General features: G+C 58.3%; 23 protein-coding genes and 2 pseudogenes. 10 read left to right on the top strand and 15 right to left on the bottom strand.

The features are described from left to right. The first annotated feature begins 11 nt into the window (after window positions 1-11). Entirely contained in the window at window positions 12-1,244 is a 1,233-nt protein-coding gene (locus tag ACODR6_RS23150; RefSeq protein WP_449100014.1) for an ABC transporter substrate-binding protein, read from the top strand. Window positions 1,245-1,547: 303 nt separating this feature from the next. Here ACODR6_RS23150 and serA read toward each other — a convergent pair whose 3' ends face one another. Beyond that, window positions 1,548-2,786 carry a phosphoglycerate dehydrogenase gene (gene serA / locus ACODR6_RS23145; RefSeq protein WP_203431282.1) on the bottom strand — a complete coding sequence of 413 codons (1,239 nt, stop codon included), beginning with the start codon at window positions 2,784-2,786 and terminating at the stop codon, window positions 1,548-1,550. Between the two features lie 2,102 nt (window positions 2,787-4,888). Here serA and ACODR6_RS23140 point away from each other — a divergent pair. The 4 genes from ACODR6_RS23140 to ACODR6_RS23125 all read left to right on the top strand — a co-directional run bounded on the left by ACODR6_RS23140 (window position 4,889) and on the right by ACODR6_RS23125 (window position 8,071). Further along, window positions 4,889-5,236: a hypothetical protein gene (locus ACODR6_RS23140; protein WP_246777685.1), complete on the top strand. Its 348-nt coding sequence runs from the start codon at window positions 4,889-4,891 to the stop codon at window positions 5,234-5,236. Window positions 5,237-5,530: 294 nt separating this feature from the next. Next, complete coding sequence (locus ACODR6_RS23135) at window positions 5,531-5,818, top strand: hypothetical protein (RefSeq protein ID WP_199629773.1); 288 nt, start codon at window positions 5,531-5,533, stop codon at window positions 5,816-5,818. 741 nt (window positions 5,819-6,559) lie between these two features. Further along, entirely contained in the window at window positions 6,560-7,498 is a 939-nt protein-coding gene (locus ACODR6_RS23130) for a CDP-diacylglycerol diphosphatase (protein ID WP_203431281.1), read from the top strand. A gap of 438 nt (window positions 7,499-7,936) precedes the next feature. After that, a complete protein-coding gene (locus tag ACODR6_RS23125; RefSeq protein WP_489024646.1) occupies window positions 7,937-8,071 on the top strand; it encodes a hypothetical protein in 135 nt (44 codons plus the stop codon). Between the two features lie 1,291 nt (window positions 8,072-9,362). Here the strand turns inward: ACODR6_RS23125 and ACODR6_RS23120 are convergent. From ACODR6_RS23120 to ACODR6_RS23090, 7 genes are all read right to left on the bottom strand, one after another. After that, window positions 9,363-10,697: a PQQ-dependent sugar dehydrogenase gene (locus ACODR6_RS23120; protein ID WP_199629802.1), complete on the bottom strand. Its 1,335-nt coding sequence runs from the start codon at window positions 10,695-10,697 to the stop codon at window positions 9,363-9,365. Between the two features lie 7 nt (window positions 10,698-10,704). Further along, window positions 10,705-11,148: a DUF2231 domain-containing protein gene (locus tag ACODR6_RS23115; RefSeq protein WP_199629772.1), complete on the bottom strand. Its 444-nt coding sequence runs from the start codon at window positions 11,146-11,148 to the stop codon at window positions 10,705-10,707. A gap of 450 nt (window positions 11,149-11,598) precedes the next feature. Then, window positions 11,599-11,751 (bottom strand): hypothetical protein, encoded by a 153-nt coding sequence (locus ACODR6_RS23110; protein WP_199629771.1) that lies wholly within the window; start codon window positions 11,749-11,751, stop codon window positions 11,599-11,601. 277 nt (window positions 11,752-12,028) lie between these two features. Then, a complete protein-coding gene (amyA, locus tag ACODR6_RS23105; protein ID WP_199629770.1) occupies window positions 12,029-13,516 on the bottom strand; it encodes an alpha-amylase in 1,488 nt (495 codons plus the stop codon). Between the two features lie 691 nt (window positions 13,517-14,207). Next, a complete protein-coding gene (locus tag ACODR6_RS23100; RefSeq protein WP_203431280.1) occupies window positions 14,208-14,636 on the bottom strand; it encodes a hypothetical protein in 429 nt (142 codons plus the stop codon). Between the two features lie 142 nt (window positions 14,637-14,778). Continuing rightward, window positions 14,779-16,101: a type II toxin-antitoxin system HipA family toxin gene (locus tag ACODR6_RS23095; RefSeq protein WP_199629801.1), complete on the bottom strand. Its 1,323-nt coding sequence runs from the start codon at window positions 16,099-16,101 to the stop codon at window positions 14,779-14,781. Then, on the bottom strand, window positions 16,091-16,375 hold the full coding sequence (locus ACODR6_RS23090) for a helix-turn-helix transcriptional regulator (protein WP_199629768.1): 285 nt from the start codon (window positions 16,373-16,375) through the stop codon (window positions 16,091-16,093). Before ACODR6_RS23090 ends, ACODR6_RS23095 begins: the two co-directional genes overlap by 11 nt. Before the next feature lie 488 nt (window positions 16,376-16,863). Between ACODR6_RS23090 and ACODR6_RS23085 the strand changes: the two are divergent. Both ACODR6_RS23085 and ACODR6_RS23080 read left to right on the top strand, forming a co-directional pair. Further along, window positions 16,864-17,720: pseudogene (locus ACODR6_RS23085) on the top strand (glycosyltransferase family 2 protein). Window positions 17,721-17,726: 6 nt separating this feature from the next. Then, a complete protein-coding gene (locus ACODR6_RS23080) occupies window positions 17,727-18,212 on the top strand; it encodes a hypothetical protein (protein WP_246777683.1) in 486 nt (161 codons plus the stop codon). A gap of 187 nt (window positions 18,213-18,399) precedes the next feature. Here ACODR6_RS23080 and ACODR6_RS23075 read toward each other — a convergent pair. After that, a pseudogene (locus tag ACODR6_RS23075) lies at window positions 18,400-18,517 on the bottom strand (conjugal transfer protein TraH); the annotation flags it as partial. Between the two features lie 27 nt (window positions 18,518-18,544). Here ACODR6_RS23075 and ACODR6_RS23070 point away from each other — a divergent pair. Both ACODR6_RS23070 and ACODR6_RS23065 read left to right on the top strand, forming a co-directional pair. Then, window positions 18,545-18,979: a chemotaxis protein CheW gene (locus ACODR6_RS23070; protein ID WP_203431279.1), complete on the top strand. Its 435-nt coding sequence runs from the start codon at window positions 18,545-18,547 to the stop codon at window positions 18,977-18,979. A 258-nt stretch (window positions 18,980-19,237) separates the two neighbouring features. Continuing rightward, entirely contained in the window at window positions 19,238-19,447 is a 210-nt protein-coding gene (locus ACODR6_RS23065; protein WP_199629766.1) for a hypothetical protein, read from the top strand. 303 nt (window positions 19,448-19,750) lie between these two features. On the opposite strand, the gene ACODR6_RS23060 is transcribed toward ACODR6_RS23065, so the two are convergent. The 6 genes from ACODR6_RS23060 to ACODR6_RS23035 form a co-directional block, all read right to left on the bottom strand. After that, window positions 19,751-20,353: a hypothetical protein gene (locus tag ACODR6_RS23060; RefSeq protein ID WP_203431278.1), complete on the bottom strand. Its 603-nt coding sequence runs from the start codon at window positions 20,351-20,353 to the stop codon at window positions 19,751-19,753. A gap of 118 nt (window positions 20,354-20,471) precedes the next feature. Further along, window positions 20,472-20,711, bottom strand: coding sequence for a hypothetical protein (locus ACODR6_RS23055; RefSeq protein WP_199629764.1), 240 nt, complete (start codon window positions 20,709-20,711; stop codon window positions 20,472-20,474). Between the two features lie 7 nt (window positions 20,712-20,718). Beyond that, the gene (locus ACODR6_RS23050; protein ID WP_203431277.1) at window positions 20,719-21,078 is read right to left on the bottom strand and encodes a hypothetical protein; all 360 of its coding nucleotides are present in this window, start codon (window positions 21,076-21,078) and stop codon (window positions 20,719-20,721) included. A 222-nt stretch (window positions 21,079-21,300) separates the two neighbouring features. Beyond that, complete coding sequence (locus ACODR6_RS23045) at window positions 21,301-21,555, bottom strand: hypothetical protein (protein ID WP_203431276.1); 255 nt, start codon at window positions 21,553-21,555, stop codon at window positions 21,301-21,303. A 243-nt stretch (window positions 21,556-21,798) separates the two neighbouring features. After that, window positions 21,799-22,050: a hypothetical protein gene (locus tag ACODR6_RS23040; RefSeq protein ID WP_203431275.1), complete on the bottom strand. Its 252-nt coding sequence runs from the start codon at window positions 22,048-22,050 to the stop codon at window positions 21,799-21,801. Beyond that, window positions 22,047-22,376: a helix-turn-helix transcriptional regulator gene (locus tag ACODR6_RS23035; RefSeq protein WP_203431637.1), complete on the bottom strand. Its 330-nt coding sequence runs from the start codon at window positions 22,374-22,376 to the stop codon at window positions 22,047-22,049. The genes ACODR6_RS23040 and ACODR6_RS23035 overlap by 4 nt, the downstream gene beginning before the upstream one ends. Window positions 22,377-22,752: 376 nt before the next feature. Here ACODR6_RS23035 and ACODR6_RS23030 point away from each other — a divergent pair, with 376 nt between their 5' ends. After that, complete coding sequence (locus ACODR6_RS23030; RefSeq protein WP_199629760.1) at window positions 22,753-22,980, top strand: hypothetical protein; 228 nt, start codon at window positions 22,753-22,755, stop codon at window positions 22,978-22,980. Window positions 22,981-24,128 lie beyond the last annotated feature (1,148 nt).

Raw genomic sequence — 24,128 nt, 5'->3', positions numbered from 1 at the left:
TGCTTTCCGCCATGGTCGCGGCGCTTGCTGCGTCCACGGTGCCGACATTTGCCGCCGACTGCGACATTACCGTCGGCCTGGTCATGGAGCTGACCGGTCCGGCCGGTGAATATGGCCAGGCGGGTGCAAAATCCGTCGAGATGGCTTTCCGTGACTTCAACGATGCCGGTGGCATCAATGGTTGTAAGATTGTAGCGGACACCCGCGACAGCCAGAGCCAGGGCAACGTTGCCGTTGATCAAGCCACACAGCTCGTCAATATCAAGAAGGTTCCCGTCATCATCGGTGGCATCATCTCCTCGGTCTCGATTCCAATCCTGACATCGGTGACGGCGCCGGCCGGCGTCGTGCAGGTATCGCCCGCATCCTCGTCACCGACGCTGACCGAGCTCGGCCGTAGCGGCAAGACGAACGGCGTGTTTTTCCGCACCATCACCTCGGATGCTCTGCAAGGTACGGCGGCCGCAAAGTTTGCCATGGATCAGGGCTTGAAGAGGATCGCCATCATCAACGTCAACAACGATTTCGGCGTAAACATGGTCAAGGAGTTTGCCACGGCCTATCAAAAGCTCGGTGGCACGATAACCTCGACTACGCCCTATAACGAGAAGCAATCGAGCTACACCTCGGAAGCCAGCGCTGCTATGGCCGGCGACCCCGACGCACTCTATCTCGTCAGTACGCCTGTGGATGGAGCCACCATTGCTCGCGCCTGGGTTTCCGGCGGCGGCAAGCAGACATTCCTGCTAAACGACGGCATGAACTCCAAGGACTTCATCGAGAGCGTCGGCGCTCAGTATCTGGAGAACGCCTATGGCACCTCCTCCGGCACCAGTCCGACGGCGTCCACGGAATATTTCAACGGCAACTATGAAGCCTTCTCCGGCGGCATCTCGCCTTCTGCTCCGGCTGCCGACCGCTCCTACGATGCCGGTGCGATCGTCGCACTCGCCATTGCCAAGGCGGGCAAAGCGGATGCCGCCGCCATCAAGGCTGCGATGCCGGAAGTGGTGGCCGATGGCGGTACGCCGATCCATGCGGGAAAGGAAGAATTTGCCAAGGCCCTGCAGCTCATCAAGGAGGGCAAACCTGTGAAGTATGAGGGGGTCATCGGTCCAGTCAGCTTCGACCCGTACGGTGATATTACCGGTCCTTTTCGTCTCTGGAAGATCAGCAATGGTGAAGTGACGACCGTCGGCGAGCTGAGCGCCGAAGAGGTCAACAAGATCAAGACTGCGAAATAGGCGAAAGGGCTCGGGACCCAAACCCGAGCCTTGCTACCTGTTGCTGGGTTCGCAGCCTTTCGCTTGACGCCCGGATACTCGTGAGCCTGGAAGGTCAAAGCTGCGTTGCAAAACAGCGTCCTACTCTAGGACTGGATCGTTCCGCCATCCATCGTCCAGGCAGGCCGGCAGCTTCCACGATCGCTCCAGGCGGACCGAATGACGGGCTTCACAGGACCTAGACGCCCGGCTCTCCATAACGAATATTGTGACGGAGGGCGCTGGCGCTGCCATCGGGGTAGCCGGCCGCAATCGCTTGCGCTGTTAGTAGACCAGTCTCGTCCGTATTGTTCCTGGTATCGCGCGCAGCGCATGGAGGATCTCGTCCGCCGTCTTGGAAGCGCCTTCGGCTTCGATGACGACATAGCCGGTATCACCGTGGGTTTGCAGAAACTCGGCGACGATGTTCAACCCGCGCGAGGCAAAGATCTCATTCAGCTGGATAAGGATCCCGGGGCGATTTTCGTGAACGTGCATGAAGCGGGTGCCATTTGGGCGCTCGGGTAACTGAACCTGCGGGAAGTTTACAGCACCCATGGTCGAACCGATATCGGAATACTCGACCAGCTTCCTCGACACTTCGCCGCCGATGCGCTCCTGGGCCTCCTCGGTCGAGCCGCCGATATGCGGCGTGAGAATGACATTACTGAGACCCTGCAGGGGTGTTTCGAAACGCTCACTGTTGGATGCCGGCTCCCTGGGAAAAACGTCGATGGCGGCACCCGCAAGATGACCGTCCTTGAGAACCCTTGCGAGTGCCTCGAGATCGACCACGGTTCCCCGCGAGTTATTGATGAAGATTGCGCCTTTCTTCATGCGACGCAGTTCCGGTTCGGAAATCATGTTGTTGGTCGATGCGGTCTCAGGGACATGCATCGTCACATAGTCAGAGATCTCAAGCAGTTCGCCGAGTGAAGCCATCGATTCCGAGTTTCCGCGACGCAGCCGGTCTGAAAGGTCGAAATAGCGTACGACCATTCCCATGCTCTCGGCCAGGGCGCTCAGTTGCGAACCAATGTTGCCGTAGCCGACGATGCCGAGGGTCTTTCCACGGACCTCGCGGCTGCCGACAGCCGATTTCTCCCAGCCGCCCTGATGCGCGGACGCTGAACGCGGGAAGATCTGCCGGGTCAACATGATGATTTCGCCAATGACGAGCTCTGCGACCGAGCGGGTATTTGAATAGGGCGCGTTGAATACCGGGATCCCGCGCCGGCGAGCAGCTTCAAGATCGACCTGGTTCGTACCGACAGAAAAGCAGCCAACGGCGATGAGTTTCTTGGCGGCGTCAAAAATCTTTTCGGTCAGCTGCGTGCGAGACCGGATGCCGATGATGTGGGCCTCGGCGATATGTCTTTTGAGCTCGGCATCGTCGAGTGCCTTGGGCAAATGAACAAGGTTCGTGTAGCCGCTGGTCGAAAAATAATCCACGGCGCTCTGGCTGATGCCCTCAAGGAGAAGGACGGAGATTCGGTCGCGCGGAAGGGAAAGGTGTGGTGTCATGTGGGTTTCACTTTGTTAGCCAGGCCGGGTCGAAATCCAGTCCCATCATGGGCTTTCCAGCACAGACGTTATCTGTATCACCTGAACGGGTTTTCTGCATCCGCCCGGTGTTTGCTGGTATCGAGCTGTCATCGGGCTTCGCTCAAACATTGACAGCTGTCAAGGTTTGCCCAGGCCTTCGTCGTCCTGGTTCTCACGGCCCTCGTTGGGATCATAAAGTCATGCGCTGGGCGAACGGCTGGTCCCTACTCGACCTAAGGTCGAACCCTGACGAAGCACAAGCCACCATGGGAAGCGTTCGATCAGCTCTTATCCTTGAAGGGGGACCAACCAATAACCGGAGCCGTCCTGGGGCTTCGACATGCCCGGCCATATGCCCAGGGCGCTGTCGCCGCATTCGAAACGTTGATCGATAAGGTCGTGAACAGGCAACCGCTGGAGCTCGAACATTTCAGGAGCCGCTTCGGCGGGGCAGGCCGTTGCTATCCGCCGAGCTGGGCGCAGCTCGACCATTGGGAAACGTGTAGGCGCCAGGAAGCATCCTGAGTTTGACGATGAGAATTTTTGGCTGTCCCTTGATATTGGCGATCTGCCTGTCGCTCCTCATGTGGGGCGGCATTATTTCCGGCGCGGTCTGGATGTTGAGCGACGGAACCGACTACGGATTCACTGCCGGCACAAAGTGATATGACCGTTGTCCACTGCACTTGCGGTGCCCGTGGGAGCGAGGTCGTCCTCCTGATGGAAGCGGTACCCGGTGCATTTCATCAGGAAGCCACCCAATCAGCCGACGGCAAGTGCCTGGACAGCATTGACACCGTCAAATTGGTCTAAGATCGCTCCGATTTCGAACTCCAGCGCCGCCAACTGGAGGCTTGTCGTGGTGGATAACATGCAAAGGTGCATAAGTTCCCGTGAAGATGTTCGCCACCCCGCCAGCCCTGCATGCTATTCGTAAAACGACGGGAGCCGGAGAGTTTGATTACTCCCCGGCTCCGTGAGGCCAACTTGGCTTCGGTTAGCGGCAAACCTTGGTCGTCCGCGAAACTCGCTCGCCATCCCGATAGGTTACAACTCGTTTCGTGAAGCAACCCGCCGGGTGTCGACGATAATCTTCCCGTACCAGCCGTGCTCTCCGATTATTATCCCAGCCACGGTGGTGGCCACGTTCCCAGCCGCGATGCAGTCGAGGACCGTCATCAGTGCGAATGACGACGGTGTCAGCATAAGAAGCTGCCGGGACCGCAATAATGGACGAGAAAGCGACAGCGACAGCAAGAATAATTTTCTTCATGGGGCCTTACCTCAAGTGTTCAGACCGCAATAAAATGATTGTCAGGTTTTTAGGTTCCACAAGAAATCTCATATAAGACTTCAGTCTGAGCAGGCGTCAGACCATTGGCGGACCTTCGATTGAGCGAATGGCGCTCCTGTTTCCTTTTGCTGATTTGCAATGTTTCGAACCACTTGCGGCGATCCCAGTTCCCGCGTGATGATGAGCGTCAACGGAACTGCGATATGGGCTTTTTGTAGCAGGCGTTTGCAAAGCCGGCTGACACGGCCATGCCCATAAGTTTGCATCCGACCGTGCCATCATCATCTGTGCGCGGTTTCTTCAGCCAATGAAACCCGATGCATCAGTGCAGCGGGCCCCGCAAGAACTCGCGGCGTTCGCGCGCTGCTCCTGTGATTTCCGCAGCTTTGGCTCGAGCATCGGCCAACGGCTTAGGGACCCAGTAAGCTGCCACCTTTGCTGCGGGCCAGCTTCGCACAGACTTCAAGATGATGAACAAAGGGGCGCCTCATTCAATCCTCTAATGTGACTTCCCAGCACATGGCTAATATATCAGGAATGAAGCCTTTGGCGTGATGCGTCCGTGACAGTCATTCACCGGACTAGCCCACCGCCGCAGCCCTTTGTCCCTTCCGACCGTGAAGGTGACGTACACTTCGCGATCCTCGATAAGTCATATGCCGATTGATCAGGAGATAGAGATGCTGGAAATGCTCGCAGGAAAACGCGGGCCCGAGTCAAACTTCTGTTCGCGGCTCTGCTTTCGGCGGGGTAGATCGACGCCGACCATGGGCTTACGGAGCGTGGCTTGGCCGCATTGGAGGATGACGAACCGACGGGCAAGGAGACTAAAGGCCGTAACGAAGGGCGCTTCGCCGCCATCATTCGGCGTATCAGATGTGATCCGCGAGAAGTGGGTTTTGACACGGTAAACAATCAAGAATATTTCACGAGCATGACGCATCGTGGCAGACCAAAAATGGATCTGGAACAGCTTATGGTCCGGCTTTTCGCCGGTCAGAAGGAGCGCATCGACGCCGCCGTCGGAACGAACAGGCGCTCGGAATTCATCAGAAAGACCATCGAGGCAGAATTGCAGCGGCTCGAAGCTCGCCGGCAGGATGCGAAACCTCGTCAGCGTACAACCATCAAATAACGTGATAGAAAATGGCCCCCAGCTTTACCAATTTGCCGATCGAACAGCTCACGGAGTATTGCCAGTTCATCTCTGCGATTAGGTCGCACAAAATTCGAAGCATCAGGTGAAAGTTCGATCGAGAGAACATGAGCAATGACACCAAAATTACCCTGCTCCGGCATAAGATGAAGCTTTCGCAGATCTGGATAGAGCAAATTGATCTCGGCGTTTTGTCCGGTGATAGCGACCTTCGCAGCCTATACAAACATCATTTCGTCCATCTCAAGAAACCTCAGTTGTAGGAGGCGTTCCATGACCGACGTCGTTAAGGTCCCATCCATTTATGATCGCGATCACAACGATTGCTGCGTTGTAAAGCACCCGTATCCGGATCTGCACGCTGAATGGCTTGCGGTTTACAATGAGAGAACCGGCAAGTTCAAGTTGGACGACAAGGGCAAGGTCCGGCGGTATTCGCAACAATTATTGTCCTCCGCTGGCTTTGACGCTGCGGATGATAGCGCCTGGTTCCGCGAGATGCCGCACCTGGCTCATATTAAAAAATACGCGCCGTTGTCAGCAAATGGGGATGAGGCATGATCGGCACCATCATTCTTCTCGAAAGCTGCAGCCACGCTGCATAAGGCCGATTCAGCGGCGCTGAAGTCGGAAAGCCAGATTGATTCCTTGTAGACCAATCCAACGGTAACGAGGCAAACGGCGGTCTCGCATGAAAAAGCTGACATGGCCGGGGAACGCCGCCGATGCGTTGGACTACCCCATCCTTTTGGCGCTCCCGTCCAGGATGATGATGATAAGGGCGCTCTTTTCAGCCGCTCGGCTCTAGACCGGCTTCCACCGCCCCAATCAGCGAACCAAAAGACCCGCTGGCGTGTGCCAGCGGGTCTCAAGCTGATGGGTATCAGGGGAGGCGGTTGGTCTGAAAGCCGCCATCCAGATTCAACCACGATGCCGAGATATCGTCCAGCCTGGGGGCGGCTCGATCATCCGAGTGGTTACCAATTTCTACCGACGCCACCGCCTGATCGTCCCCTTTTGGCCGTATGTGAATAATAGGCAACGTTGGGATCAAGGGCGGGTTATGAGCCTCGGTTGGGAAGTGCCGTCTTGCCGACGACGCCACCTGCGGTGAAACTCAACGTTGCTGACCTCATGGCCTGAATATCTTCTCTCGATGGCAAACGCGCTGACGCAGCGTGTCCCGGATAGCGCTATCAACGCTGCCTTGTCCTTCCATGCCTCGCAGCGATGAAAGATGATCGTGAACACGCGCCGATCGCTCGGAAGCTTTGCCTCCTGCGGCTCAATAGGAACGTGCGCTTGCGTTCCCAATCTCCTTATGAAGAGGCAAGTTATAATATTACCAGGCTGTCAACCGCGGAAGAGACTACCGAAACCGGTATCCGGATCGACGTCACGAATTTGAGATTGGACATTGGCCGTTCCCACGATAAGAGCTTCAGGCGACCAGCTCTTTGGATCGGTGGTGGTCATTTCACAAACTTACTCGGCAACCTCATGACGTTCCGACTTCTGCCTCTTACAATTGCGCTGACGCTCGTCGCGGTCGGGAGTATGTCGTTCTCGAGCCGGGCGGCACTCGGGATCGTGCTCAAGACTTGCGAGGTCAGCTACGAGCTGTCGGGAGGAGCGTTTCCCTGTCTTAAGGTAGTGGAGGGGAAGGTGCCGCTGTCCTCATACGCCGTCCTGCGTGAGCCGACGGCTGGCGAGCGCACAATCTTCACACCGCTTTCGGCGCTAAGCGCTATAGAGGACCCGCGGCTTTTGGATCCTGCCACTCCCAATTACTTCGCTATGGCGTGGCAAGAGAGATCGCTTGGCATTCCCGCAACGCGGCAGGCTTGGGACGACGCGGCACTGGCGATCAATGCCGCAATCTTCCGCACACAAGACCATCTGCACATTCATATCGGATGTGTGAAGCCACGCGTAAAAAACGCTCTCGCCAGGTCGACCATTAGCGCCGTGCGGTTCGAGCGCCTGAAGCTGAAGCTGGAAGGACAGCTCTACTGGGCACTTTTCGTTCCCGGCGACGGACTAGCTAGCGTCAATCCGGTTCAGGTCGTCGCAAGCGAGATCCCGGGGGCGGCGCGCAACATGAAGGGTGTGACAATCGGAGTTATCGGCGGTGAACACCCCGATGGCACAAGGGGCATCTACATCCTAGCCAATGTCATGACTTCGTTGCCTCGCCATCCTGCGGCGGCGGAAGATCTCGTCGACCCAAAGTGCAGTTAAGTGGGCTACTCGCGCTGGTGAACACGGCCGAGTGCCGATTTCGATGAAGCCGCAGCTTTGTTCCGAGATGATCGCGCCCTTTGATTCCGTGAGGACCGCGCTCCTTTTCCAGGAGGTCTGCAGGTAGGTATCGCCGTGAATACGCTGAGGCGAAGCGTCAAGCGCTCGGGGAAAATCTCTTAATAATCTGATTGACGACCACCGGTGGGGCCACACAAAAGCCGCATCATTATAAGCATTTGGCTCTCGGCAGGGCGACTCGAGACCGGCCTGCCATCTGGATCGACCCATCCGCTTTAAAGCCCGCAACCGTGACAGGACGCGGGCTTTATCGCGTTGAGCCGCGATGATATGGCGGGCCAGAAAATCTCATCTAGCCATAGGATGTAGTCCATATAGCAAATTGCGGTTCACCGGGTTCACCGGCATGTTCGCGCCATGGAAGCAATGCCTCTTTACATGCGCCTGTCGTGGGCGGCCGCCATCGTTCTTTTCACACTGATCGGCATGTGGGTGCTCGATGATTTTTTCATCAACGTCGAGCAAGAGGTCGAGTATCTTCAAGATGGCTAGCCGAATGGATGCTCACACCAATGAGGAAGGCACTGATCATCACCTCTACCGGCATGGGGCTCGCGGTATCGATACTTCGAATTCGGACCGACCTCGCTTATATTCTGATCAGCCGAAAGGCCTGAGGCTGGCGGTCTTTACGCTCTTCCTCACGGTACTGGCCCTGGGCGCCGTCGCCTTATCGTTCAGTGTCAGCGTTTTTAATTAAGCAGCCTTCTGGCTGCACTGCAGCTGGATTATCTGGTGCCGGCCGTGAAGGTGTGATCCACGCCGTCTGACAGAAGCAAGATGCCTCCTCCGATGATCCCGCCCCACATCAGGAGCGAAATCGCGGTTGCCAGAAGCAGGAACTTGGCGCGATTCGTCATGCCGTATAGGTTACCCTTAGGGCGAAGGCCAGCAACCGATGGTTCGCTATGGTACATATTGGCCGGTATGCCGCACCTGATCCCGCCAGCTTCAGAACCGCTCACCCACCATTGTCGCCAATAGGCATGGATTAGAGGTGTAGCGTTTGCGATTTAAATCGGACCTAAGTCCGATAGGCGCACGGAATAGCTATCCCATCTCCCTTAGCGTCAACGGAGTGCAAAGCATGCTTTGGTGGGTTCTGACGGTATATCTTGTTCTTCAAGCGGCCATCTTCGCGGTCGTGGGCGCGATGGTGATTAAACACGTCCTGAGCAAGCGGCGAGAAGAAAGTAGGGTAACTGCAAATAACAACGTTGCCGAAGAGCAGGGAGCCAGGACCGCCGCGACGTCTTGAACCGTGGAAAATTTACTTTTACGCAACGGCAGTTCCATTGCATCAAACTGATTGTGTACTAAGCTTTTTCCATGGCGTTGGAGGACGCTGCGGAGGGATCGACATGAGCATAAGCGACGCTGCTGCAGCCATCATTGTTTCATTCGAGCTTTCAGCGCTGATGTGGCTTTCCGCGTGGCATTTGGTGATCGGATAGCGGCGCAGTTCATGGGCGCTTTCGGTGGCATCTGAGATGGCTCGAACCGCACTGATTGTGTAGTTGTCTGTTCAGCCGGCAGCGTCCAAATCTCCAACTCTGTCCGCCCCATCGCCGCTCCTTCCCGGACCGCATCGATAAATGCTCGAAGAGCCGGTGCCACCTGCCGTTGTTGCCGATAGCAGATGAACCAGCCAGGAAATGGCGCGGGCCGCGCATCGAGACAACTTACCAGTCACCCATCCGGCCCTGGCCTGATTGCCGATCTCGATGCCATAAACACCAATTGAAGCTGATGCAGCCGGGCGGCAAAGCCCGGCTGAAGACTGCTATTGCGCGGAAACGCGCCAGACGGTATTGCCGACATCATCGGCAACCAGCAGCGCCCCCGATTTATCGAGTGCCACGCCAACCGGGCGGCCGCGGGCCTGCTCTTGGTCATCGAGGAAACCAGTCACCACATCCTTGGGCGAACCGTCAGGCTTGCCGCCATTGAAGGGCACGAAGACCACCTTGTAGCCGTTGAAGGCGTTGCGGTTCCAGCTTCCATGCTCACCGACGAAGGCGCCGCTGGCATAGTCCTGCGGCAGGCTGGTACCCTTGCTGAAAGCCATACCGAGCGGCGCCACATGCGAGCTCAGCGCATAATCGGGCGCGATCGCCTTGGCAACCATATCCGGCCGCTGCGGCATGACGCGCGGATCGACATTCTGGCCGTAGTAGCTGTAGGGCCATCCGTAGAACGCGCCGTCCTTCACCGAGGTCATATAGTCCGGCACCAGATTCGGCCCGAGTTCGTCTCGCTCGTTGACCACCGTCCACAAGGCCTTGGTCTGCGGCTCGATGCTCAGCCCGTTCGGATTACGCAGGCCACTTGCATAGATGCGATGGCGGCCGGTCTGCCGGTCCACTTCCCAGATCGCAGCGCGATCCTTTTCGGCCTGAATGCCATTCTCGGTGATATTGCTGTTCGAGCCGACCCCGACATAGAGCAGAGAACCGTCCTCGTTGGCCGTCAGGCTCTTCGTCCAGTGATGGTCGATCGGCCCGCCGGGCAGTTCGGTCAGAACTATGCCGGGATCGTTGATCTTGGTTTCGCCGGGTACATAGGGATAGCGCACGATCGCATCCGTGTTGGCGACGTAGAGATCATTGCCGACAAGGACGACGCCGAAAGGCGAGTTGAGGTGATCGAGGAAAACGTCATGAACCTCGGCGACACCGTCGCCATCGGCGTCCCTCAGGAGCGTGATGCGGTTGCTCGCCTCGTTTCCACCACCGCTTCCCCCCGTCGCGAATGACTGGACGAAGCCCATAATGAGGTCTTTGGGGCGCTTGGCGGATGCCTCCGGCGGTGCGACAGATTCGACGGCTAGGATATCGCCGTTCGGGAGCGTATAGACCGAGCGGGGATGCTTGAGGCCGGAAGCGAGCGCCTGGATCTTCAGCCCGCTTGCGACCTTCGGCGTCTCGCCATCCTTCCAGCCGACGACCTTTGCCACATGCATCGGCGGGATGAGATATTGCGATTGCTCCGGCAACTTCGGATTGGGGCCAATTTCGCTGCCAGGATCAGGCTCGTCGCCGCTGCATCCGGCAAGGAGCAGTGCGGTGGAGGCAAGCAGGACCGCAGCGGGAATCGCGTGGCGCGCAACGGAGTGCATGGTCATCTCAATATCCTCCCGCTATGCGCCGTTCTGTGATCGATCCACAGACGGCGACGACGATCATCAGCACGAAGGCGATCACCGACAGCGCCAGGCCTGTCGGAACAACGGAGGTCCAGGCGTCGCGGCTATGGACGAAGGCGTTGAAGAGCGAGACGACGAATACGGCAATGTTGCCGAGCACGTAAAGCAACGCCGCCCCACCCGCAAGGCGGAAACGGCCGCGTGCGAGATCGACAAGGCCCGCAAGCAGAGCTAGCCCGCCAAGCAGCAAACCGGCCGTCAGCAGCCAGGCCGAGAAATTCGCCCAAGTCATCTCCGCTGTCTGCGAATAGGCGATGTCTGTGATCAAAGCGCCGGTGAAACACGCGGCGGCGAAATGCAGTGGGATGGCGCGCAGCGACGCGCTGTAGCGCTGAATTGGAATTCCTGAAGTTGAATATGTCATGGTCCTCACCTGAGCGGGGCCTTGCCCGCCGCGGATAAACCTTGCGGAATCCAGTTTGTTCCGGCGTTCACGCGATTGAGACGAGAGCGCAGACACCCGGGCCGGATGCCGGCGCCGCCAGTCTTCTGCCGCCTGCAGCGCGGTGGTGTTCCGCTTGTCGCTGAACGGCTTTCCGACAATGGCAAGCCGCTATAAAACCTTGCGGTACGGCGCGCGGGCGCGCCAGCAGCGCTTCCGCCGCCGAGCACCCCGTCGAAACGAAGCAGGTCGCGGCCTCTGCCCTGCGCCGCTGCTTTGTCGAAGGCTCCATTGTCGGCATCTGTTTCTCCTTCTTCTTCAGGGTAAGGAGCTTACCGAGCTCTTCCCATTGCGCCTTGTGCGTGTCAAGGTTTCGGAACCGAGCTTCTTCAGGTTCAGCAGCTTCCAGCGCACAGCGGGACGTTCTGCCGCCTATCGCAAGGCGATGGCTTCAATGTCCGGATCGCCGTCATGTAACGTCGTCAGGAATCGTTGGGCAGTCGCGACGAGGCGGGCGCCGACATCAGCGATCAGGCAATCCTTCGTTTCGATGAGATCGTCGGGAGTGAAGGGTATGGTTTTCATGCCGACGAATTCGCGGGCGCAGGTCTTATCGAGACTGCTGAGTGACGGCCGGAGCAGTTCGTGCGCCGGGCGGAGAGAGCTGGCAACAGGACAAAGAATGTGCGGAAGAGCTCGTCGGTGAGCCCTCCGTTCTCATAGAGGAGCTTAACGTCGAACAGGGACACGCCTCGCCGGCTCCACCGCCGCCCCCCAGTGGCGGATGATTCCGTCGCATCCGCCATTTCCTGGAGGGCGTGTAAACAGACGTTTGCAAGGGTGAGGGGGCTGATCTTGTGTCCTAAAGGCCGTCCCGGCACACCCAGACACTAACGCTTCCACCGTTTGTGGGGAAATCGCCGCGACCGTGTCGATCCGTAGTCACCTCAGCATCGTGATGACCGAGAAAGTCGACGAACGCCATATTTGCCTGGTCCGGACCAAGCTCAAGAGACAGATTTCCGGCGTCACCGTTAGACATGATCACCGCGCAACCGGGATCGGTATCAGTTCCCTGGCGGACGAAACCGATAACGTTGGGGCTTTCGAAGCGATCGATCTGAACGCCGTTGGCAAACCGCCTTCGGGCCTCAATTAGTCTCGGCAAGCAGCCGATCAGGGGCATCTGCACCTCCTGGTGGCTGCCGTCGTCTCCCGCATCGCTGTAATTGGCACCGTATAAGTCGGGATAGAAGACGCAGGGCGTTCCTTGTTCGCGCAGGAGGATCAAGGCATAGGCCAGGGGCTTGAACCACGGTTCAACCGCCGCTTCGAGCGACTGGAGAGGCTGCGTGTCGTGATTGTCGACCAGTGTCACCGCGTGCTCGGGAATGGAGGAAACGAGTGAACCGTCGAAGATCGTTCGCATGTCGAACTCTGCGCCCGCTTTGGAGGCCTCATGGAAGCGGTGGTGAAGCGCGACGTCAAAAAGCATCAGCTGACTGTCCACGAGGTCAAGATAGTTTGCGAGCGTCGCCATCTCGGGGTGCCAGTATTCAGCGACCACGAACAAGTCTGATCCGACGGTATCGCGCATATGGCCGACCCAGTCTTTGAAGAACCATGCCGGGATATGTTTCGCGGCATCCAACCGGAACCCCGATACAGGAACCTGTTCGGAGAACCAACGGCCCCAGTATTTCAGCTCCTCGTAGACAGCCCTGTTGCGGAATTCGACATCAGCGCCCATCAGATAGTCGAAATTGCCCAGCTCGTCATCGACTTCAACGTTCCATTGACCCTCGCCATACGCGTTCATAAGCCGGAACACTCCGGTCTCATCGGGCTCTTCGATGACGTCGACGCCGCTAAAACACTGCTTGTCCCATATGAACTCGGAGTGTTTGCCGGATCGTCCCGGAAACGTGAACCGGGTATGGGCGAGGGCCTCAATATCGTCTTCTTCGATCCGTGTCCGGTCGTCGGAATTCACGCGTCGGACGACGACGCGCTCCTTCTCGTCCGCTCCCATCTTGTGGTTCAGCACGACGTCATGGATCGGACGCAGGCCGTGGTCATTCAAGGCTTTGCAAGCTTTCTCAAGTGCATTTCTGTCGCCGTATTTTGTCGCGACGCTTCCCTTCTGGTCGAATTCGCCGAGGTCGAAGAGATCGTAGGTGTCGTATCCGACCGATTTTGCGCCGGAGGCGCCTTTGTAAGCTGGCGGCAACCAGACGTCGGTAATGCCCAACGCCGAAAGTTCGCCAGCTTTCTCGGCTACCTCATTCCAAAGAATGCCTTCGCCTGGCAAGTACCAGTGGAAAAATTGAAACAGCGTACGTTTGCTCATGTTGTTTCCGAGGTAAGAGCGCTTTGTTCGTGGAGCATCACAGGCGCGATGACAAAATAGGATCGGCCGCCAGTGGGGCTATCGGATTCGATGGGGAAGACGGCAGTTGGTCAGTAGTTCATGCAGTGTCGCAAATTGTCCAAACAATGCGAGAAGATCGCGCTCTTGCTTTTCGTCCAGTCCGTGTCGAGCAGCAAAGTCGAGTACTCGGAAAACCCGCCGATCTCGATCTGTCGCAATTGATTTTGTTTGGAAATGACTACTCATCAAATGGCCCCCGCTGAATGCGCCGTAAAAACGCCCACCCTGGCGATTGGTTCCGAACGACGTGATAAGGAGGATATTACCGAGCCGTCACGGCAGGGTAGCGTCCAGTCTGTGACTATCCGCAGCGCAGTGGCGCTTGCAAACAAGCTTGCCCGTATCGCTTGGGCAGTACAGCGGAAAAATCGCCCGTTCAATCGAACTCCTGGCATAGCGCAAGCATGGCAGGACCGGCTGCGCTTCACGCACAGCCCACGGGAAGGATTATAGATGGCCTGACAGTTGATCGGCGCGCGGAAAGGCGTTGGCGACGATGTCTTGCCTGAGCCGGGGCCGGCGAGGACGAGTGTTGCCTCCTCATCGGTCACGACGACAAGGCGCTGCTCCGGCGTCAGCTGGTTTTTCTCGATCGTGTCGAAGACGCCTTTCATGCCGGCGAGGTCTGAATCGATGATGCGCTCGATGGCAGCGCGGAGTACGTCGTCGGGATGTCTTGGAACGCCCGGACGGCGATGAGCTGTTGCGGCTCTTCTGAAAGGACGCCGTCAGGGATGGTGGCTGGCAAAGCGTTGATGATGGCTGTGGCCCGCGAGAGGAAGGGTGAGAGAAGGCAGGCGGCGGGGTAGCGGCGGGGCTGGCCAAGGCGCGCTATCACTTCGGACAGCGCAGTGAGTTCGCCTTGTGCCGCTTCGAATTGCCTGAGGAAGTGGGTGCGGAAGGCTTCTTTGGCCCGCAGAAATAAAGCCGGCGGCATTGTGCGGCGTGACGCCCGCCAATCTTGCGCTCCGGCCGCGGCCAGCGGTACGTCTATCGTGGTGAACCCCGATATGCGGTGATTTGCGCCGGGCCTGCCCATGATGAGAACGGCGCCTGGCGGCGGCTGCCGAGGAAGGTGATGCCGGAGGCGGTCTGCTCGGCAGCCCATGAGGCATGGCCGAGGGAGCGGAGGAATGCTCCCGGCCGGGCGCGTGTTTTGAGCTGCTTTGGCGCTGTCATCGTCAGGCGCCTGCGCTTGTGAGCAGCGCGTTGTGGGCGGTGCGGAAGGCGTCCTGCAGCGCCTTGTGGTTGGCGAGTCCTTCAAGGGCGTAGCTGTTGAGAAACTGGCGTCCGGCGAACAGCTTGCGGTCGACGGGGCTGAGGTCTGCTTCATCGCAGATCTCTTGCCAGAGCTTGGCGATGGTTATGATCTGTTGTTCGATGAGCGCGGCGGCTTGGGCCTCTTTCAGGTGATAGTCGGGCGCGGCAGCGAGCAGAGTGGCGAGCGTGCTGGCACGGCCCTCGCCCTTGATGAGCATGGCTTGGGTGGCTTCACTGCCGGTGCGGCCTTGCGGGCAGATGTCATAGGCCGGCGTGAGCGTGAGCATCTTGCCGTCCCAGAAGGCGGCGTGGTTGCGGGCGTGGTCGTCGGTATTGCCGCACAGCACGTTGAAGCAAATCCGCCCGTAGAGTTCCCTGAGCGTGTCTTTGGGGTTACTGAAGCGGTGGCGGATGAGTGCGGCCAAGTCTTCGTAGGAAGCGTAGCGGGCCATCATCTCATCGAGACCCAGCATGGTCAGGGCCGAGACCATGGCGCGGCGCGTCCAGCCGTCCTTTGTGTGGGTGCGGTCAAAGCGTTCGATCAGCAGCACGTCCTTATGGGCGGCGCTGGTCATCGACACGGGCGCGGCGTTAAGACCGCAGGCGGCTGCCAGCTTCATCGCGATGAATTCGGCCTTCGCAACGCTGTAGGTGTCGTTAGCGGCTGAGAATTTAGCGATGAATTTCCTTGTGCCGTCGTCGATGAGCGCCTTGGGACGCGCGCCGCCGATCGACGTGCCGTGATTGAGGGCCTGGTCGAGCGCCGGGGTCAGGGGGACGCCTTTTTCGATAAGGGCGGCTGCCTCCATGAGCTCGTCAAGCGATGCCTGTGCGGCAAGGCGGGGGACATACTCCGTGGCCGACGCCTGGAAATCGAGGGCGCCAATCCGGTCGGAGCCTGACTGGAGCAGGAAGGTCAGCTCGCTGATCTCGGGTACGCCGGCAGCATCAGGTTTCTTACCCGTCAGCCTGTTGATGATGACGCGGCGGCCCCACGCATCCGGCGAGCCGTCGCGAATGCAGCTCGCCATCGACAGGCCGTTGATGGGCGCAATGACGCCCTCCTGAAGGGGCAGTTCAGGCTCGTAGATGGGGATGGCGCTCTTACGGCGGCGGTAGCTGGCGCCGTAGGTAAAGAGCAGGCGCTCGCCATCCTGGTCGAGGCGGCCGGCGACCACTGGTTCCGTCGCCCCGGGCAGCCACATCCAGACAAAGGCTTCGGTAGCGTCCGCCTTAGAAGTCATCATCGACCTCCTTCACGGCGTGGCGGACGCTCTTGGGCAGCAGGGTCAGTTTTTCGTCAAGGCGGGCATTGTGCATCTGAAGCATGCGCTCGTCATAGTCGAACAAGCGCACGCCGACGATTGAAGCGACCTCGAAAACGATGCCGATCTCGGGGCCGGGAGCGCCTTTTTCGATGCTGGATAGGGTCGTGCGGCTGATGCCGGCGCGGTCGGCCAGTTCCTGCGCGGTCAGGCCGCGCCCGGCCCGGCCGACGCGGATCAGCTTGCCGAGCATGGCGAGCGCTTGGTGCGTGACTCTGGAGTAGCTTCTCTGACGGGGCACGGCTATACCTGCTTGTTCATTTGAGTGGACATGAGGCTTCTCCTCGCGTCCAGAATTTTGTACATTGTGCCATGAGCTCGGTGGACAGTCAAGGATTGTTCATTTGATTGGACATAAGGCTATCTCGTGAACAGGATTTTGAACAAAATTGGGTGCCGGGGGCGGTCAGGCTAATCCGCGTTCGGGTAAAGCGCCTGAGGCAGCCGTCGCCAAAGCCTGCGCTTTCTGCAGAGCAGTCTCAAATACTGGTGAAGGCCCGTGATGTAGGTGATGGCCTGTGACCTGCGCTTCACCCCATTTATCAAAAGTGTAGCGCCAGATCTTATCCTGGGCCGCGTCTGCGCGGGGATAAAAGCGGTAGTCCCCATGACCAGCGCTGCGTATTATGGTGGATCACATCCTCTGCCGTCACGGACAGAAATTCGCTGTCATCGGCATGCATGGCCGGACCAAGCTGCTTCTGCAGGCTTTCCCAGGCTTCTTCACGGCTCTTCAAGTCGCGCCGTATCAGAGCGCGAATGTATTCGGCCCGAAAGCTGCCGGACGTGGAAAGTGGTGTAAGAAGGACCCGATCCGGTGGCAAGAAGCGGTCGCCCTCAAGCACAAGACGCGACCCAGCGCGCCCAATTAGTCAACAATGCAAATGCATAGAAAAAGGTTACAAGCACGATGGCAAATCCCGGGTCCAGGAGCATATCATTGATCTCTCATGCCGAGGCCAGCGCGGCTATTTGGCCAAACATATCGTGCGCGGCGGCGCGTGCGTGACGAACGTAGCACTGGGCCCGTTCCCGATCATCGTCGGTCCAAGCAGCCAGCCGGCTGAAGGTCTATTTCGGATCGGACTCATGCAGATGGCCGAGTCCGGCAGCGTCGAGCAGACGCTTGAGAGTGTGGTCCGAAACAAAGCCGACATGGACATCATCGTCGTTGACGATGCGTCAACGGACAATACGTGCGAAGTCGTCGAGCAATACATGCATGTCCATCAAAACATCAGGCTGCTTCGAAGCGAAACCAATACCGGCCGCGGGGCGCCCGCAACAGGGCGCTCGCGCTTGTCGATAGCGAATATTGCCTGTTCCATGATGCCGACGACCTTCTTGGCGAAGATGACATCAATACAGTGCTGCCGCTGATGGACAGCTCCGGTGTGGATGTCGCTGCCTTCAGATACAGCGTCCTCAGAACGGCCGACGAAATCCCCGGAGGGATGCCGCCGGTCGACAAGAACATATGGGACGGCGTGCTTGGCGATCGTGAGAGTGCCATTGTCGAACTGGATGAGGCCGCATAGTTCCTGGTGACGATCAACTATCCCTGGAACGAGATCATTAGGACGTCATTCATCCGGTCGACGAACTGGCAATTTTCGACGGCGCGAATTAACGAGGACATCCTGCCGCATTGGGCTGCCTATATGAATGCCGGCAGGTTCCTGGCCATCAATACCAGCCTCACCACGCATCGGCTCGTTCCCGGCCGTGAGCAGCATACCAACACGTTTGACGAGCGCCGCCTCGAAATGTTCAAGGCACTTGAGGATGCCGAGAAGCTATTTGCCGAGAACCGGATTTTCAGGGCGAAATACTATCCTGTCTTTGTCATTTTCAAAGCGGGCCTGCTCGAATGGGTCAACCGGCAGATCAGGCAGGATCTGCGTAGCCTGTTTAGGGAATATGCCTCCTATTCCTACCGCAATTTTACGGACGAAGATTTCGACAGGGTCTATCGCATCAATCCGGGCATTGCACTTGGGAGCTATAGAACTAAACACTCTCACAGGTAGGTTTCGATCGGCTCGGGCCGATAGAGTACTGTGAGATTTTGTGGCGGCCTAAACTACCGAGACGGGTAGGCACTGACGGCTTACGGTTCTCCGCTCGAGAAGCTTTCAGACATCCCAATCATCGAACTCAGGAGTACCTTCCTTTGAAGGACGAGCGTCTCGTTTGTCGTCGGCAACACGGGTGTGACTCGAACTGACCTGTGTTCCAGACGTAAACCGCATCGTCGAAAATTTTGTGGAAAGACCTCTGCGCTCGTGGGGTTTCCGTACCATTTTCTCAAGATCCGAAGGATCTTGGCGAACAAGGGCGGCGACAGCTGGGAGGAATTCTGATGTCCAGCATGAGCACGAACCTGAATGAGCAGACGACGCTGGACATCATCTCATTCCAGCTTGACGCACAAACATTCTGCATCGAGACGACGTCCGTCCGCGAAATCCGCGGATGGGGAGCCTCGACACCGTTGCCACATACGTCGCCCGAGGTTCTTGGCGTCATCAACCTGCGCGGCACGGTTATTCCGACGATCGATCTTGCCCGTAAACTGGGAATGCGCCCGTGCGAAACCACGGAAAGTAGCGCGATTGTAGTCGTGGAAGTCCACGGCAGGCCATCAGCGGCGTCTCCCGTAACCGGCAGGCGCCGCTTTTTTTTGGCCACGACCAATAATCAAGGAACAATCTATGGAAGACACAGCAACGGGCAACCAGCCGACCTATTCGACGTGGCTAGACTTTCGGTCCGCAACCGGCGGGACGACGAATAATGGCTGCAACTAACCTCGAAAAGCTAGTCGTCCAGCAGCCAGCAAATCGAGGGGCTCGTTGAAACCGTACAAAGACCGCATGGAGATCCTGACGGACGGCGCGCGCTACCTGCCAGATGGCACTGTCGTCGAAATCACCAGCAAGGTTCGGGCTTCGGCTTTCGCACCGCTGGCAATCACCGGCAGCGGCTCGGTTGCCGCGATCGATCGGCTGGCGCCGCAGAGGCAACCGGCTCCGTTGATGCCACGCTGGCCGTTTTGGAGACCTCGCTTGCAACGATAGGCGGGGAGGGCATCGCCAGCGACAGCCCGGTCAATATCGCCATCGGCGCGATTTCGGACACCTATCGTCCCGTGACGCTGTATTTCGCCACTTTCGAAGAGACCGGAGCGCCGGCGCCGTTTGTGCTGCACAAGATGCCGTTGGGCTTCGGTCAGGCGAGTACCCGCTGCATGAGAAGATGCTAGCTCAAGACTGGTTATCGCTCGGGATGTGCGGGCCGTTCATGTTCGAGTATATGCGAGCTCGCAAGCGGCCGAACCCAGCCGATCCTGACGCCGAACAGATCTCTTGCGTCGGCGGTCACCTGGATCTGACAATTGCCCGCGCTGACGCGAGTATGAGCAGCGCCGCTTGGTGACTTGAGCAGATGCTGTCGGATGTAAGATCGATCCGTTGTCGGCCTAGCCATCAAAGGGCTCGCCGGTGTTTGCCGGCGGGCTCGTCCTTACACCTCGACAGGTCAAGCGGCTTTCAACAACCCAGACAGACTAGTGCGCGGCGGCTTCCGTCGGTGCGGACGAGGCGCCCGCATCGCCGTTTGCGGCGGGAGTCTGATCCGATGCGCCAGCGCCTGCTTCATTAACGCCACCATCGGCCGCCGAACCGGTCTGCCCTGCATCATCACTTTCGGTCGGCGAGGCCGAGCTGCCATCGGTATGTACGGTCGTCTGCTGATTGCGATCGTCTGCCATTGAGGTTGGCACATCGGTGGCAGGCGCGCTTCGGAGTGATCGAGCCAGGGTCGTTCGAACATGGGGCTTGGGCGCAGCTCTCTTCGATGGATCGGTCAACACAAAAATTCGTCCTGTTCGGTCCCGAACCTTGAGGTGACCGTTGTTGTCGTAGGCTACAATCACGCCAACACCACCCGAAATGCGGCTATCGACGACAACCCGCATGCCCCCAACACTTTCGACGTGCAGGCCGGGCCATCCGTACGCCGGCTTAGCCTGTTTGGGCTTGGGCGTGTCCGAGCGGTTGGTGTCGGTACGAGAGTCATTATGGCGGCAGGACGCATAGGCCATGTTACAGGCGTTTGCGGCGACCGGCAGCATGATCGCCAAGATTGCCGCTGCGAAGGTTTTGTGCATCGAATTTCCTCTAATGATTGAGGAAATCAGTAGCGGAAATCGATTTGTAGGCTATAGCTAAATCTTACGATTGCTATCGCTCGTCGCTCCATCCGCACCCAAACTCGAAGGGCGCAACCTACTTCTCCCTACGCTTGCTGATTTCTCCCAGGGTGCCGAGCATCAGTGCGGCAAGGAAGCCATAAACGCCTCGATCTATGATTGCTCCGGAGCTCGCCGCCGTGCCGCCGTATCGGCGCAGCGCTTCCTCGTACGGGCCCAGGAACTCGGTCGCGATGCCGAGGCCGGTGATGATTCTCAGGACGCTGCCAACGAGGACGATCCACGCCGCAATGGTGATTAGCTTGGTGAAGATCATTCGGCGCTCAACTCTTTTTGGCCGATGGCTTTGACGGCTTTTCTTCAAGGTTCTTCGGTAGCGGCGTGCTTGAACAATGCAGGTGCATCTCTCGGGCGAATGCCTTACGCTTTTCCTCCTGGCTGGCATCCGCCGCAGCGGCGAGAGGAAGGCCGAACGGCCCTAACAAGATACCAGATGCCAAGCCGATAGCCATGCGGCCGCCGACCTTGTCGTCGTAGTTAAGCGCTTGCAGGCGGATCTCTTTGCACTCCGCGCTGTTGAATTTCGGATCGGTGACCGTCAGCGTGCCAGCGTATTTTTGCGGCGTAGGCGTGCACGACGACAGGACGGCAAGGCTTGCCGCTATTACAACCAGTTTCTTCATGATGTTCCCCAATTCCTGCTTGTGATCTAGCAGCAACTTGAGGACGTGTTTAGCGGCGCGATAAACAACCCACCGATTTTTTTGGGTGTTCGGCCGGTAACGCAGAAAGCCGGCCGAGTTGGTTGCTCAGCGGGCTTTCTGGTCCCTCAGTTGGTGGGCGTGGCGACACACCGGTGTCTGCGGCGCGCGTTTGCCCAGGGCCGTCCGCCACCTACACAGATATCAGCGCCAATAGCGGCGATAATCGTAGTCCGATGCCGCAGAATTGCGGCCGAGAATGTAGCCGATGCACAGGCCGATTGCGCCGACCGTCAGCGCGAGGCCAGTTGCTGTGTGCGGATGTTCGGCTGCGCCGGCAGCCACTGCGCTCGTCTCGCGGCGGACAGCGTCCACAGCGTCAGATGCCACTTTGCGAACGCCTGTCGGCGGCTCAGTGGGGGTTCCGGTGAAGCCGGTTGTCAGATCGTCCTTAGCCATTGTCTTCCTCCAGGAGTTTGAGTTGGTGGAAGAACTGGGGAAGGGCAGGGATGGTTCCGTAACTGTTTCAACCATGTTGCCTTATCGTGTCTGTGTCGAGAAGGTGAGATGTCCCGACACGAAGACCAAAGGCATGATACCCTAGAAGCCCGTTGCCACCCCCGGCGGCGGGCTTTTTATTCCGAGCGACATCCAGCGTACTGCTGCGCTTCACGATACAGACGCAATCGTGTGAGGGATGCCTCATTCCGCAATGAGAGCAGCCAGCACGGCCAGATCCTTCCGCTTTATCTCGTCGTCGACGTCGTCGTTCTTGTTGGCGTGGAACCAGTCTGCAACGGCCTTGACCCGTGCGCCTTGCGGCTCGGGATATAAGCCGAGGCGGCTTGCCCACTCGCGGACCGTCTCGCGCTCCATGCGGCCGACTAGATACCGGTCGTGGACAGTCTTGGCGGATGCTAGGAGGTCAGTGGTGGCTTTGGGTGTGTGGTTCATCCGCCGGCACCGGGATGCGCGTCGTTCTCAAACATGTCCTTGTATTGGATAGTCTCGTCTTCGTTGGTGTCGATAGAGGCACCGGCCGGCGCGAAAAGACGGACACCAGGCCCGCCGCTTCCGCTGTAAGTACCGTCAATGAAGGTGACGCCAGCAGCTTGAAGGGCGCGCGCTATAGCAGCGAGGTTATTTGCGCCAGGCGTCCGCCGGCCTTTCTCGAAATCGATAATCACGCCACGCGATACGGAAGCGCGAGCTGCGAGCTCGTTTTGGTCTAATTCCAATAGGGCACGAGCGGCTCTGCACTGCGACGGAGAAATCGACATAAAGTCCAACGTTGGATCTAGTGCTGACAGAAAGGCTGATATCTGACATAAAGTCTTACATTGAACTTCCGCACTTGGCAACGAGGAGCCGCCAGGACGGCCTAGTCGAAGTACGCTTCTATTTCGGTGTCAAAGGAAGGAAGAAGGTCCAGCTTCGCGAGAAGCAGGGCACGGCCGCGTTTCTGCGCGAATATGCATGCGCCGAAAAGGGCATCCCCTATAGCGACGCTTCAGTCATCGCGGACTCGGCCAAGCCCGTTGTCGCGCGGTCGTTCCGTTGGCTCTGCCAGCAGTATTTCAAGCGAGCCGATGAGTCGCCGGCGCCATTTGCATCAAGCATGGCGACAAGCCTTTCGAACTCCTCGAGAGAAAGCATGTGACTGCTATTCGAGACACGCGGATCGACAGTCCGGAGGCTGCCAACAACATCGTCACGGCGATCAGCGCTCTCTATGCGTGGGCCATCGAGGTGGGCGAGGCGAAGGTCGATCCGTGCAACGGCATCAAGCGGCTCAAGTCAGGCGAGGGATGGCATTTGCTACCTAATTGCGGACCTTATCATGAAGGACGTCGGACCTGCTGGGCGAACAGGATTATCGGCTGATTTGTTTGGACGGGTGCCTGACGAACCGCGTCGGTGCTGATGAAATACAAGTAGGGCGCTCAACCCGAAGACGGGGAGCGCCCACACGTGTTGCTCGAAAACGCGAAAGCCGCGCGATGCAGCAGGCGTCTCGAAGGGCCTGCTCATTATAGGCTCGCCTCAGGTGGAGAAAGATAAGCTGGCGCATAGCAGCTATGCGCCTTCCATCGCTAAGTACTCATGCGAGGCGATGGAATTTGCATGAGGGACGTCAGGTGATGGGCTGCATCATAAGGGTCGCGAAAGACCTGTCGTGCTGATCCTACGGTCCTGGTGGAGCCACTTCGCACCGCGAAGTCTCTGTAGAGACGCCCGGTGCCTGGTTCTTGCTTCAGCCAAGCATGCGGAACCGGTTCGCCATCTGCCCGGCGGCAAACAACGAGCGCCGGTTCGGGACCTTTCAACGTCTTGACGACGTGGTGCTCCAAGAAGCCCGTCAAGGCTTCGAGGAGGCACGTGATCTCTGCGAAGACATCGACATCAGAGGCGCCATCGTCTGAGTGTGGGATGTGCCGGCCTGTAGAGCGGTAAGTGGTCATGTCCATCTTCGCGAATTGTGGGTCTGCTCCATGTCGCTGCACACAGCATTAGTCAATGCTCGCATAGCCCGCCGAGCGCGGGTTTCAACGACCCAAGACGAATCCGATGTTGGAAGCTCCGGCGGCCTCGCTGTTGTTCAGTGCATTCTGGCATCAATGGAGCTGGTGACTGGAATTGCTGGCTGAGCGATGTCTGGAACCGGGTCTTGTACGCTATCGGACGAGACTGTTGCCTTGTCCTCGATCCGACGCAGTTATGCGCGCATGAGTGAGCAAGACGATCCACCCAAAATCCGTCACCGAAATGCGATAACAAGGGCCGAGCGGCGATCGCGCGAAGAAGAGACGCATCGCGTTGCCATTGCGGCGATAGAGGCCGAAGCAGAGGCCCGTCGCCGTAAGACCGAGCGACTCAAAGCGGCGCGCGAGGCAACGAAGCCTTTCGGCTGAGGTCGTCCGCACCGTTCAGGGGAGGGTTCTCGAATGGCCCCTGGATCCGACATCAACCGGCCCAAACCGTGGCAAAGCGGCCACGCAAGAATCACCGTAGAAAATCCTTCGAAGATCACG

Source organism: Rhizobium sp. FG96 (assembly GCF_057808655.1).
This window is presented reverse-complemented; position numbering and strand designations above follow the sequence as displayed.